The organism is Pedobacter petrophilus (assembly GCF_009674725.1).
Classification (GTDB): Bacteria; Bacteroidota; Bacteroidia; order Sphingobacteriales; family Sphingobacteriaceae; genus Pedobacter; species Pedobacter petrophilus.
Window position 1 is genome coordinate 61,635 of sequence record NZ_WKKH01000003.1, and the last position, 13,040, is coordinate 74,674.

Sequence of the window (13,040 nt, forward strand, 5' to 3'; positions counted from 1 at the left end):
CAAAAATAAATTAGTAAAGTGTTTAAAGCCCGCATTTAACAAACTTTAACATTAGAACAATTGAGTTAAGCTAGTGTTTGACTATAAAGTGATTCATCGAAGGAAATTAAAATAGCAACCTCTTCTTTTTCTATAATCGGGCGTTTAATGGCGCTGGTATTTTCTACCAGGTATGTGATGGCTTTTTCCTGATTATCGATAGTAGCCTGCTCTTCTTTTGTTAACTTCTTCCAGGTTAAACCCTTACGGTTTAATACTATTTCCCAACCAAAAGTATCACACCATTTATTTAATTTTTCCGGTGTAATTCCTTTCTTCTTGAAATCATGAAATTCGAAATCGATTTGATGTGCTTTTAACCAGTCTAGTGATTTTTTTACTGTATTGCAGTTGGGGATTCCGTAAACGACCATATTAACTATTGAATGAATGAATGTTGAATAAGTGAATGTTAGGACAAAGGTAATGATTGCCTTTTGAATGATTGAGTTGGGGGGAATATTCGTTCATCACATTTTTTACATTATACATCACATTTTAAATCACAAATAAATTAGTCTTTGTAGCATTGTAGTATATAAAAACATCAATATGTACGTCTTATCAGGAGATATCGCCAATTCGAAGGAAAAAAACATTAACCAGCTGGAGTTCTGGATTTCCACCACACTTTACATTCTCGCGTTAATCGGTGTATGCTCACAAACCACTTATGGATCTGGCATTAACCAGCGTTTTTCTGAGCAGTCGATAGATTTCTCTGTAATGAAAAATTTCTTCCTGCCAGAACTATTTAAAATCAGCATTCTTTATGTTAGTTTTCTTCTTTTTAATTTCTGCTTCATGCCGCAACTGGCGCGGAAGAATAATATAACATTAAACATTATCCTTTCCATTCTGGTAACAGCCGTTTCTATCGTAACCTGGATGGTTGCCAATACTTATTCACAGGCCTATCGGCTGGTAGAGTTCGACGATTTAAACAATGGCTATGGTGTATTTTTTGGCGAAGCATTTACTTATATCTTCTTTCTTTACCTGCTGTTTAATGTTTACGCATTCTTTAACGAACAGGGAATAACACTTTTAAACAAGAGTAACTTTTTAAAAAGGTATAACAAGAATATTATTCAGGAAATATTTATCGCAACAAGAATCTGGCTGATATCGCTAATGATTTTAGCCGTAGTACTCTCACCCGGTTTTGATTATGAATTTCTACTTTTCTGGTTCATTGGTCCACCCATCAATATTTTGGTCTGTTTCCTTTCCATTTATCATCTCATTCCTCACCTGAGAAAAGAACAAAAAGGGTTCGGCCGTTTCTTTTGGGGAAATGTTGGTTTAACTGTTCCCATTATACTTATTTTACTTTTGTTTCTTGCCAGTTTTATGCGGGGCGGACCAGCAATTCCCATTACCCTAATCTTAACCTCGATCAGTTTAATTTGTATAACCACCCCGGCAGCCTGGTTTATCTACAAAAATAAATTTGAGAAACTTAGCGAAATTCAGATGCTGAAAACGGAACTCGGTAAATCTGATGCGAATTTAAACTTTCTAAAATCTCAGATTAATCCGCACTTTCTGTTCAATGCCCTAAATACGTTATTTGGCACTGCTTTGCAGGAAAATGCAGAAAGAACAGGCGAAGGGATTCAGAAACTTGGTGATATGATGCGGTTTATGCTCCATGAAAATACACAGGATAAAATTTCACTTACCCGCGAAGTAGAATACCTTAATAACTACATTGATTTGCAGAAATTAAGGACATCCCGTTCTGCAGATATTAAAATTGACACCCATATTGAGGAGCAGATTAATACCCTGCAAATTACCCCGATGTTACTGATTCCTTTTATCGAAAATGCTTTTAAACATGGGATTAGTTTGCAACAACCCTCTTACATCAAGATTACGCTGCAAACTAAAGAAAGTACATTGTATTTTGATATTAGCAATAGCATTTATACGAAAGCAGATAATGATCCTGAAAAACTAAAAAGCGGCATTGGACTGGAAAATGTAAAGCAAAGGTTATCCTTACTTTATTACGGCAAACATGAGTTGATTATCCGTGAGAGTGCCAAAGAATTTTTTGTTCATTTAACTTTACAATTGGATTAATCTAATACTTATATTGCTGCTTTGAATAATTAAAAGATGATTGCTATTGCCATAGATGATGAACCCATTGCGCTGGATATTGTAAAATCACACGCGGCGAAGGTTCCTTTTTTAGATCTGACTGAAACTTTTACAGATGCTTTTCTGGCGATCAGCTTTTTGCAACATCATAAAGTTGATTTAATTTTCCTGGATATTAAAATGCCCGATATCAGTGGAATCGACTTCCTGAAAAGTTTAAACAACCCGCCAATGGTGGTTTTTACAACTGCATATACGGAACATGCAGTGCAGAGTTTTGAGCTAGATGCGATTGATTATTTACTGAAACCTTTCTCACTCTCCCGTTTCTTAAAGGCTTGCAACAAGGCGCATGAACTTTACAACCTTAGAAACCAAAAATCGGAAGCTAAAGTAGCACACATTTTTATAAAGGATGGCTACGAACAAATTAAAGTGGAACTGGCCGATATTCTTTATGTCGAAGCATCTGGAAATTATACACAAATTCATTTAAAAGAGAAGCTGCTAAGCTCCAGAATTACAATAAACGACCTGGCTGAACTGTTGCCGAAAAAAGAATTTATCAGGTGCCACCGGGCCTTCATTGTTGCGAAGAATCAAATCTCAAAGTTCGATCGCAATCAGATCTGGATAGGCCAAAAGATCATCCCGGTAGGTGCAACTTATAGCGGCATCCGGTTAATGTGATTAAAACTTACAACCGTTAAACATTAATGTTTCCAACATTCAAAGCTTAGCGTTATCTTTGTGGCATGTCAACACAACTCAAAAATCTGTCAGATTTCTCTCACACCACCGTACCAAATGGTGCAAACTATAAATTCGGAATTATTGTAGCCGAATGGAATGCAGAAATTACTGGTGCGCTATACAATGGTGCGCTAAAAACCTTGATAGAAAACGGTGTAAAAGAAGAAAACATTATCTCTTTACCTGTTCCCGGAAGTTTTGAGTTAACTGTCGGCGCTGAAATATTATTAAATAAAAGAAGTGATATCGATGCCGTAATCTGCCTGGGATGTGTAATTCAGGGTGATACAAAACATTTTGATTTTATCTGTGATGCCGTGGCCCAGGGCGTAACCAATGTTGGCATTAAGTACAGCAAGCCTGTTATTTTTGGGGTATTAACCACTAACAATTTAGAACAAGCTCAAGATCGTGCAGGTGGTAAACATGGCAATAAAGGAGATGAAGCTGCAATAACGGCCATAAAAATGGCCGATTTATCTGCAAATATTTAACTTGGGTTTTCGTAAACTATTTGTACCTTAGCCCATTAAATTAACATCTAATGAAAAAAGTAGCCATCTTATTATTGGCGGTGTTTAGCACCATTACCATTTTAGAATCTTGTTCTTCAAAACTTTGCCCTGCTTACAACTCTTATCCTGAAGGTAAACGCAGAAGAAATTAAGCTCCAAAACCTCTTGAATTTTCATTTTTACGTCATTTGCAGAACATTATCTTCAGTGCAACTGTTGTGGCTATAAACTATATTTATTATGACTTGGGTTAACCTAACATCGCCAGATCAGTTAAACGAAATTAAAAGTGCTGACGGCTATAGCTTGATTTTCAAGCACAGTACACGTTGCTCTATTTCGATGATGGCAAAAAGAAATTTCGAATTTAACTGGGATGTGATTCCGGAAGATACTAAACTTTACTTTCTGGACCTGATCAGCTACCGGGAAATCTCAAATTCAGTTGCTGAAGTTTTCAATGTGGCACATCAATCTCCACAAATTTTATTAATTAAAAATGGTGACTGTGTTTTAGAAGCATCACATAGTGATATCTCTGCAGAAGAAGTAGCAGAAGTGATTGCTGCCTAATAACAATTTAACGATATAAAAAAGGACATGAGAATTAATTTTCATGTCCTTTTTTTATTGCTCAATTTCTAGTTTAAGCGTTTTCTATTTCAAGCACCCTTGATGTTCTTTCTCTGGTTGTTTTGCTCAATGTAGCATCGTTTGCCAGTTCTTTACCATAAGTAGGGATCATTTCTTTAATCTTATTTTGCCATTCGTCTGTAGCTAAATCTTCTTTGAAGCAACGGTCCAGCAATTCCAGCATGATAGAAACTGCGGTAGAAGCACCTGGAGATGCGCCAAGTAAAGCTGCAATAGAACCATCTCCAGCACTTACCACTTCTGTACCAAATTCTAAAACGCCTCCTTTTTTCTCATCCTTCTTAATCACCTGTACCCTTTGTCCGGCATATTCAAGCTCCCAGTCTTTTAATTCTGCAGTAGGTAAATATTCTTTTAAAGCATCCAGTCTGTCTTCCGGCGATTGTCTTACCTGTTCAATCAGGTATTTCGTTAAATCCAGGTTGTGTAATCCCGCCGAAATCATCGGGCGAATATTATTGAACTTAATAGATTTTGGGAGATCCAGGAATGATCCGTTTTTAAGGAACTTCGTAGAAAAACCTGCATAAGGGCCGAAAAGCAATGCTTGCTTACCATTGATCATTCGGGTATCCAAATGCGGAACCGACATTGGTGGTGCGCCAACAGCTGCCTTGCCATAAACCTTTGCATGGTGTTTAGCTATAATTTCATCGTTGGTACATTTTAGCCATTGGCCGCTTACCGGAAATCCGCCGAAACCTTTACCTTCCGGGATTCCAGATTTCTCCAATAATGGTAATGACCCTCCCCCGGCGCCTATAAATATAAACCTGGCTACCCGTTTACGGGTTTCGTTAGTCTCTAAGTCTTTTACTTTAATAATCCAGTTACCATCTTTATTTTTTTTCAGATCACGAATTTCATGATTAAAATAAAGATTAACATTCTTTTGTTCTTTCAGGTGATTGAACATATCGCGGGTTAAAGAGCCGAAATTAACATCTGTTCCCAAATCCATCTTAGTAGCCGCAATTTTTTCATCTTTTTTGCGCCCATCCATAATCAGCGGTGCCCAGGTATCAATTACTTTTGCGTCTTCTGTATATTCCATATCGCTAAACAGATTGCATTTCTGCAATGCATCATAGCGTTTCCTCAGATATTCTACATTCTTATCGCCCCAAACAAAACTCATGTGAGGGATTTTACGAATGAAATTTGCAGGATTTGAAACCAATCCTTTTTCGATCAGATAAGCCCAAAATTGCTTAGACACTTCGAAATGCTCCGCAATTTGAACTGCTTTTTTCGTTTCAACAGTACCATCAGCCTTTTCTGGCGTATAGTTTAATTCGCAAAAAGCAGAGTGTCCTGTACCAGCGTTATTCCATGCATCCGAACTTTCAGCGGCAGCAATGTCTAGTCTTTCGTAAATTTCTATACTTAAATCAGGCTCTAACTCTTTTAATAAAACACCAAGGGTTGCGCTCATAATACCTGCGCCAATTAGAATCACATCTGCGTCAGTTTTGCCAACTGTCTTTTTCTTTTTTGTCATTTTATATTAAAGGAGTTACAAATTTAGAATCATTTTAAACATACGACGAATTTTGACAGATCAAAACTTGAAAATATTGCAAAAAAATTAAACATTTCCACGCCATAAATCAATATCATAGCAAAGTTTAAACCAAATATTACTTTCAATGTGCATAAAATCAAATACGACATTAAAGCAACATTAAAAACTTATAAATAGATTTCATAAATTTTCATTTGGTTAAAAAGCATTAAAAAACCAATCAGTTATTCTATCAAATCATGTGGCATCTACTGGAGAAAATATTTGCTTAAAATCAGGTATTATAGGGAAAAGATGTAAAATCTCAGACAGATATGAAATTAATCAATAGCGAATTAATATGCTATCGCGATGCTTTTTTCATCCAGTTTGATATCTTAATTTTAACTTACCGCATTTAAATAGCTAATTTAACTCCAAATGAAAATTAAAGAAATTATCCTCCTGTTCACCGTTATCATAATGGCCGGCTGCGGGGGAGAAAAAACTGATCAGATTATGCTCGAACTCGATCAGGTAAAGCTTAAAGAAAATTTAAATTATGATAAAATTGTTTTCTACAAATATGCAAAGCTGGCTATCCGTTCTGCAGCTATACAGGATACAACTTTGCCTGAGTATCAAAAATTTTCCCGGCAGGCCGAAAGTACACTACGAACTTTAAAATCTATAGATCCCAATAGCAAAGACCAACTTTCTATTTTAGAAGCCTTAAAACTTTATAAAGAATATCGGTCGGTAAAAGGCTTTGTTAAAGAAACTGATGAAGATGTTTTCCCTACCTTGGTTGATGGCATTATTGCCATGAGAACCGGGAAAATAGCAGCAAAAAGCTTTTATCCCGACCGGAATAAAATTAATAACCAAAACATTGAGCATGCTGCGTTGAGCGTTGCCGTATTGACAACTCGGGATCTGGGTCAGCCGATTGCACTTTACGAATGTTCTAAAACCGAACCAGAAAAACTCGAAGATGGTGAAGTCAAAACACTACTCGAATTTATAAGGGGATTTCTTTTCTTTAGCAATAACCTATACTATTTATCAGAAGATGGTTTAACCAGAAACATCAAATGGTTAGATAAAAACCAACAAATTCCACTGCCTTACACTAAAGCCTTTTTTGGCTGGAGCAATTTAGGTGATGAACAGACGCATCTGGCCTTTCATGGGATGAACTATCTTTTTAGAGGATTTGACCGGATGCGTATGGATAGAAAAATTGATGAAGAAAGATCATTACAAGATTTTGAACTCTTTTTGAAAGACATGAATACCCTGGGTTTGCAAAATGAGCTTACATTGGTAGTAGATAGTTACCTCAATCTTAAAAGAGATAACCCGGAGAAGGCAATTTCGGCATTAGAAAAACTGAAAAAAAGCAATTTGCTATCTGATAACGAACGGGAAGCAATTCAAAAAACCATCGATTACCAAAAAAACAGAGACCCTGAAGGTGCACTGAAAAATGTTTACGACAAGGCATTTATGGCTGGCATTGCAACAAAATACATGATCGCGGTACTGGCAAAAATTGACTGGGAGAAAGTTATGATTAACAATAATGTGCCGCATGCTAAAGAAATTGTTTCTGGAATTGAAAAAGTTAAGCAGCTTTCTAACGCAGTGAGCAGTTATACTTCGAAAGCAAAAGGAAGCACCAAAACGCTAAAGAAAACTGGCGGACGATTTTTGGATCAGGCGAAAGGCTTTTTAAAATAGCCCACAACCCTGATCTCTATTAATTGCTGCATCTTGGAAACCGTTATTTTATTACAAGTACCAAACATTTTAACCTTCGAACTTTTGCCGCGGATTGTTTAACTTTGCTTCATGATTGATTTACCAGTAGTACCTGCTGTAACTGAAGTTAAACGTAAGCCGGATTGGTTACGTGTTAAATTGCCAGTGGGCAAAGAATATGCTCAAGTGCGCAGTTTGGTTGATACACATAAGCTCCATACCATTTGCGAAAGTGGAAACTGTCCGAATATGGGCGAATGCTGGGGCGCAGGTACTGCAACATTCATGATTCTGGGAAACATCTGTACCAGAAGCTGCTCATTCTGTGCTGTAGCCACCGGCCGTCCTTTAGCTGTTGATGTTGATGAACCTAACCGCATTGCAGATTCAGTACGATTAATGGGCGTTAAACATTGTGTAATCACTTCGGTAGATCGTGATGATTTAAAAGATGGCGGTTCTATTATTTGGGCGGAAACTTTACAGGCCATTCGCAGGGAGAGCCCGATTACTACTTTAGAAACTTTAATTCCGGATTTTAAAGGCCAGTGGGATAACCTATACCGCGTATTGGAAGAACGACCTGAGGTAGTTTCGCACAATATGGAAACGGTTAAACGCTTAACCAGGCAGGTAAGGATTCAAGCCAAATATGACAGAAGCCTGGAAGCATTAAAAAGAATCTCTGAATTTGGATTGAGAACTAAAACAGGCATTATGCTTGGATTAGGAGAAACTGAAGAAGATATTTTCGAAGCGATGGATGATCTTGTTGCAAATGGTGTGCACATTCTAACTTTAGGTCAGTATTTACAGCCAACCCGTAATCATCACCCGGTGGTAGACTGGATTCATCCCGATCAATTTGCCATGTATAAAGAAGCTGGCATGGCAAAAGGATTAAAATATGTGGAGAGTGGACCATTAGTACGTTCATCTTATCACGCAGAAAAACACCTTTTCCCAATTGAAGGAATAGCTTAGCACGTAGCTTGATATAAAATTCAGAAATGTTTTAAGAATCGCACTCCGTAAGGGAATGCGGTATTAAAACATTTTTTGACTTTACGTGTTCAGTATTGTATCTTAGTAATCAAAGTGACTGCACTAAAAAAATTAACTCTAACCGAACCTGAGCTCGTTCTCGCACTGCAATCGAAAGATTCTACAGTGTTAAAAACATTGTACAGCATGTATTCGTCGGCCCTTTATGGTGTAATTTCCAGAATTATTACCCATACAGAACTTGCAGAAGATGTATTGCAAGAGACCTTTGTCAAAATCTGGCAATCTGCCGAACATTACGATAATTCTAAAGGAAGATTGTTTACCTGGATGATGAATATCGCCCGCAATTTATCCATTGATAAATTACGTTCTAAAGATTTTAAGAATTCACTCAAAAACCAAGATATAGAAAATAACGTAAGTTTCGTTGATGAACAAAACAAGGTAACCTTTAATCCGGATGTACTTGGAATAAAGCAACTTGTTGAAAATCTAAAACCGGACTTACAAGCCGTTCTTGATTTAGTTTATTACAAGGGCTACACACATGTAGAGGCCGCAGAAAAGTTAAATCTGCCATTGGGTACGGTGAAAACCCGCATTCGTCTGGCTATTATTGAATTGAGGAGAAGTTTTAATTAGCGTGGAAAATTTAAAAGCATATATCGAATCTGGAGTACTTGAACTGTACGTTTTAGGTGATTTATCGCCCGAGGAAACGCTACAGGTAAAGGAACTCGCATCGCAGCATCAGGAAATTCGGGATGAGCTTGCTGCCATTGAATACGCAATGGAAGAATTTGCCATGCAAAATGCAGTACAACCTCCTGCAGATGTTGAAACAAAGTTATTTCAAAAGTTAGGAATTAATATAGAGGAAGAAACGAGTGCAGTTGCTGATTTACCACTACAGGCAGAACCAAAAATAGCGAGGCTTGATCATAGTGATGGCAAAGTGATACGTTTGCGTTATGCACTTGTTGCCTGTGTTGCACTTTTGTTAATGAGCACAGCTGCATTATTTGTTACTTACAGCAAACTTACAGATGCGCATGATCAGATTGCAAGTTTAAATTTAGATAAAGAAAAATTCGCCGGCGTAGTTAGCAAACTGGAATATAGTAATCAGGGATTAAATAATCTGGTTGAAATGAGCGAGAGTAAAGATTGGGCTACCATTAAAATGCAGGGCCAGGCAATTAGTCCGCAATCGAAAATGAACGTTTACTGGAATAAGAAGGATAAACGTGTCGTAATTAATTATCTGGCGATAGATTTACCTAAAGCTGATGCCCAACATGAATATCAACTCTGGGCTTTAGTAAATGGAAAACCGGTTAGTCTGGGCGTATTTGGCAAAACAGACTCCACTTCGAGAGAGGCTTTATTAAAGATGCAAACAATACAGAAAGCACAGGCTTTTGCAGTTACACTTGAACCCATGGGCGGAAGTGTAAATCCAACAATGGAAAAACTGACTGTAATGGGCGGTGTGTAAATAAAAAAAACTGAAAAAATAAAAAAACCGACAATTCGAAAAATTGTCGGTTTTTTTATGCGTTATTATTTCTGCGCGTATTTCACTTCTTCATAAGGCTGAACTAAAACCCAGCCCTCGCCGAAAAATTCAAGCTGAAATGATTCACCACTGCCTCTTCCAATAAATGAACCGAAAGTAAGGTTGGTTTTAATATTAGGAGATAAATTTTCTGACCAGGCTACGGTAGCATTCGGATCAGTATAAACCGGCTGATTGGCACTTACTCTTAATAAAATAGGCTCGCCGTGGGTGGTAATGGCAATGTAACCACTTCCAGATAATTTCACCTGAAAAAGGCCGCCGCTCATCATACCAGCTACACTTTTTAACATTTTGATTTCATTTTTGATGGTGTCTTCAAGTGCTAAAACATCATTCCCATTCACAAAAACAGATTCATTTTGAAGCTTAATGATTTTTACTTTCTTGCCTTCATCTGCCAGGTAAAGTTTTCCCGTTCCGGCAGCATGCATTAATGATGTACCTTCGCCAGAAATTGCTTTCTTCAATAATCCACCCAGTCCTTTACTTAACAGGCCTTCTCTTTTAAAATCGACATTGCCAATGTAGGCAACCATCGAACCTGCTTTAGCCATAATCTTCTGATTCCTCAGGTTTACTTCGAGTAGCGCTGGTTTTTCTAATTCAAAAAAGTCATTTTCATTTGGATCTTCTGCAGATTCATGAATGAGTTCCTGTAAGGTATACTCTTTTTTAGTTTCCATAATTTAGTGATATTGTTTTTCGGTTTTGCCAATCCTGATCAATTCCTAAGCCAAACCTGGCGAAAATTATCAACCCTTCTGTCACTATAGCTTAAGATTAGACAAATATCTTATCATTTTTAACCTTTAAATATTCTTAAAAGGGGTTTTTAAAAAGATTTAACGTAAATAATTTTTATCGAAATAATTTATGTTAATGTTATTTAATAGTAAAACATCAACAAATGGACAGTTTTGGAAACAGCAAGAGAAGGCTTTACTAAAAATTATTCTTCTTTAAACTGCAATGAAATACAATAATCGCCATACTATATTAATTGTTGTATTCTTGTAGAAATTCCGCTGGCGACTTGAGAAGCGGTGACCACAAAATGATTGTCTGCAAGTTCGTTGCCAGTTTGCCCATGAATGAAACAACCTAAAATTGCCGCGTTAAGAGCGGTGTATTTTTGCGCAAGAAATGAAGTAATTACGCCTGTTAACACATCACCCATTCCACCTTGGGCCATAGCCGGATGACCAGTAGGATTAATATATACTTTACCTTCGGGCGAACAAATAAAAGTAAACTGATTCTTAAGCACAATTACTATTTTCAGTCGCCTGGCCTGTGTTCTTGCAGTTTGCAACGTCTCCCACCAGCTGTTATGCTCACCAAAAAGCCTGTCGAATTCTTTCATGTGTGGGGTTAAAATAGAATACTGCGGAAGTTTTTCTATTAAATCCTGTCGTTCTGCCAGCATATTCAGGCCATCAGCGTCAATAACTAACGGCCGGTTAATCGCAATCAGACTTTCAAGCAAATGTTCATGCGCTGTGGATATTCCTAAACCCGGACCAATAGCAACGGCCTGGTATTTATGTTGATCCTCAATTCTGGTATATTCATCACGTGGTAAAGCCATCACCTCAGGCAGAATGGTATTGAGTGCAATTAATCCGCTCTGCGGAATGCAGGCAGTGATTAATCCTGCACCGGTATGTAAACAGGCCATTGACGATAATAGAGCGGCACCCATTGTATTGGTATTTCCTGCAATAATTAAAGCGTGGCCATAGGTGCCTTTGTGACTAAATAATTTTCTGGGCTTGAGTATTTTTTTAATATCCCTTACTTCTATAAGATAAAAATCTGTGTTTTGCTTTTCAATAAAATCTTCATCTAATCCAATTTCCACCACTTCAAATTGTTCAGTAGCCAATACCGATTCTGGCATAAAGAAATTGATTTTTGGCCGCTGAAAACAAATTGTTTTAAAAGCGCTTACCCCGTTATAATTTGATGGTAATTCCCCTTCAGCGAAAAAACCTGTTGGCACATCTACGGCATAAACCTTCTTTTTCGCCTTATTAATCTGACTGGCCAATTCGGCATACTCCCCTGCTAATGGCTTATTTAATCCTGATCCCAGAATCGCATCTATAATGAGGTCAGCTTTAATGTTTTTTAAATCGGCTGCATTATTCAAAATTACTTTCTTACACCGGGATTCTTCTAAACGCTGTAAATTAATGGTAAAATCTGTACTTTGCTTACTGCTGAAATTAGTGATGTAAACCTTAATGTTAAGGTATCCATTACTGAGTAACAGGTGTGCAATGGCCAATCCATCTCCACCATTATTTCCTTTTCCACAAAAAATTGCAATATGCTTACTGGTATCAAATTCATCTCTCAAAAAGCTTTGTACAAAAGCCCGGGCAGCTTTCTCCATCAAATCAATAGATGCAATTGGTTTATTTGCAATGGTAAATTCGTCAACCTGGCGCATTTGCGCTGAAGTAAGTAGAGTCTGCATATCACTAAGTTAGGATTAAACTATAATAATGATTTGGCTATTATTGTTTGGTGGTGCAATCAACAAAGGTTTATTTTTCTCATCTATCCGTTCTCATCGTTAAAATTATATACCTTTAAATCACTATAATTAACAGATTAGTAACGTCTTTCTATCAAATTAAACTCGAATTAAATGAATCAAAAACCATCAAATGCATTTATAGCCGCATCCTGGCTGGCATTAGGCATTGGAATGATCGGCTTTATTGTAGGCCTGTGGCGATCAGACATGCTTTTAAATGAAAAAGGATATTATTTCACAGTATTGATGTTCGGCTTGTTTGCGGTTATCTCTTTGCAAAAAGCAGTGCGTGATAAATTGGAAGGCATTCCCGTAACAGAGGTTTACTATGGCATAAGCTGGTTCTCCACTTTGTTAACCATTACCTTACTGGTAATTGGCTTATGGAATGCGACACTCTTACCGAGTGAAAAAGGTTTTTATGCCTTCGCCTTTTTACTTTCCATTTTCGGTGCAATTACGGTACAGAAAAACACAAGAGACAATCAGGTCTTCAACAAAGACAAAGACCTGAATTAACCTGTCAAATTATGAATTGAAGCCAATGCCGATGCATTGGCTTTT

At 37.3% G+C, this 13,040-nt stretch carries 14 protein-coding genes; 10 read left to right on the plus strand and 4 right to left on the minus strand.

Annotated elements, in window-relative coordinates; all coding sequences use genetic code 11:
• Window positions 1-65: 65 nt before the first annotated feature.
• Window positions 66-413 (minus strand): Spx/MgsR family RNA polymerase-binding regulatory protein, encoded by a 348-nt coding sequence (locus tag GJU39_RS02595; protein WP_154279133.1) that lies wholly within the window; start codon window positions 411-413, stop codon window positions 66-68.
• Between the two features lie 178 nt (window positions 414-591).
• On the opposite strand from GJU39_RS02595, the gene GJU39_RS02600 reads away from it, so the two are divergent.
• From GJU39_RS02600 to ytxJ, 5 genes are all read left to right on the plus strand, one after another.
• Window positions 592-2,130, plus strand: a complete 1,539-nt coding sequence (locus tag GJU39_RS02600) for a sensor histidine kinase (protein ID WP_209437580.1) — start codon at window positions 592-594, stop codon at window positions 2,128-2,130.
• Window positions 2,131-2,166: 36 nt separating this feature from the next.
• Complete coding sequence (locus GJU39_RS02605; protein WP_154279134.1) at window positions 2,167-2,841, plus strand: LytR/AlgR family response regulator transcription factor; 675 nt, start codon at window positions 2,167-2,169, stop codon at window positions 2,839-2,841.
• A 65-nt stretch (window positions 2,842-2,906) separates the two neighbouring features.
• The gene (ribH, locus tag GJU39_RS02610) at window positions 2,907-3,398 is read left to right on the plus strand and encodes a 6,7-dimethyl-8-ribityllumazine synthase (RefSeq protein WP_154279135.1); all 492 of its coding nucleotides are present in this window, start codon (window positions 2,907-2,909) and stop codon (window positions 3,396-3,398) included.
• A 50-nt stretch (window positions 3,399-3,448) separates the two neighbouring features.
• Complete coding sequence (locus GJU39_RS24045; RefSeq protein ID WP_280790404.1) at window positions 3,449-3,571, plus strand: hypothetical protein; 123 nt, start codon at window positions 3,449-3,451, stop codon at window positions 3,569-3,571.
• Window positions 3,572-3,659: 88 nt separating this feature from the next.
• Window positions 3,660-3,992 carry a bacillithiol system redox-active protein YtxJ gene (ytxJ, locus tag GJU39_RS02615; protein ID WP_154279136.1) on the plus strand — a complete coding sequence of 111 codons (333 nt, stop codon included), beginning with the start codon at window positions 3,660-3,662 and terminating at the stop codon, window positions 3,990-3,992.
• A gap of 73 nt (window positions 3,993-4,065) precedes the next feature.
• On the opposite strand, the gene GJU39_RS02620 is transcribed toward ytxJ, so the two are convergent.
• Window positions 4,066-5,574 carry a malate:quinone oxidoreductase gene (locus GJU39_RS02620; RefSeq protein WP_154279137.1) on the minus strand — a complete coding sequence of 503 codons (1,509 nt, stop codon included), beginning with the start codon at window positions 5,572-5,574 and terminating at the stop codon, window positions 4,066-4,068.
• 444 nt (window positions 5,575-6,018) lie between these two features.
• On the opposite strand from GJU39_RS02620, the gene GJU39_RS02625 reads away from it, so the two are divergent.
• The 4 genes from GJU39_RS02625 (at window position 6,019) to GJU39_RS02640 (ending at window position 9,847) form a co-directional block, all read left to right on the plus strand.
• The gene (locus GJU39_RS02625; protein WP_154279138.1) at window positions 6,019-7,320 is read left to right on the plus strand and encodes a short-chain dehydrogenase; all 1,302 of its coding nucleotides are present in this window, start codon (window positions 6,019-6,021) and stop codon (window positions 7,318-7,320) included.
• Between the two features lie 111 nt (window positions 7,321-7,431).
• Complete coding sequence (lipA, locus tag GJU39_RS02630) at window positions 7,432-8,325, plus strand: lipoyl synthase (protein ID WP_154279139.1); 894 nt, start codon at window positions 7,432-7,434, stop codon at window positions 8,323-8,325.
• A gap of 114 nt (window positions 8,326-8,439) precedes the next feature.
• A complete protein-coding gene (locus GJU39_RS02635; protein ID WP_342448166.1) occupies window positions 8,440-8,991 on the plus strand; it encodes an RNA polymerase sigma factor in 552 nt (183 codons plus the stop codon).
• 1 nt (window position 8,992) lies between these two features.
• A complete protein-coding gene (locus GJU39_RS02640; RefSeq protein WP_154279141.1) occupies window positions 8,993-9,847 on the plus strand; it encodes an anti-sigma factor domain-containing protein in 855 nt (284 codons plus the stop codon).
• 65 nt (window positions 9,848-9,912) lie between these two features.
• Here the strand turns inward: GJU39_RS02640 and GJU39_RS02645 are convergent, their stop codons facing one another.
• The gene (locus GJU39_RS02645) at window positions 9,913-10,614 is read right to left on the minus strand and encodes an AIM24 family protein (RefSeq protein ID WP_154279142.1); all 702 of its coding nucleotides are present in this window, start codon (window positions 10,612-10,614) and stop codon (window positions 9,913-9,915) included.
• A gap of 308 nt (window positions 10,615-10,922) precedes the next feature.
• Window positions 10,923-12,413, minus strand: a complete 1,491-nt coding sequence (locus tag GJU39_RS02650; protein ID WP_245227654.1) for an NAD(P)H-hydrate dehydratase — start codon at window positions 12,411-12,413, stop codon at window positions 10,923-10,925.
• A gap of 174 nt (window positions 12,414-12,587) precedes the next feature.
• Between GJU39_RS02650 and yiaA the strand changes: the two genes are divergently transcribed.
• On the plus strand, window positions 12,588-12,995 hold the full coding sequence (gene yiaA / locus GJU39_RS02655; protein ID WP_154279143.1) for an inner membrane protein YiaA: 408 nt from the start codon (window positions 12,588-12,590) through the stop codon (window positions 12,993-12,995).
• The last annotated feature ends 45 nt before the right edge of the window (window positions 12,996-13,040 follow it).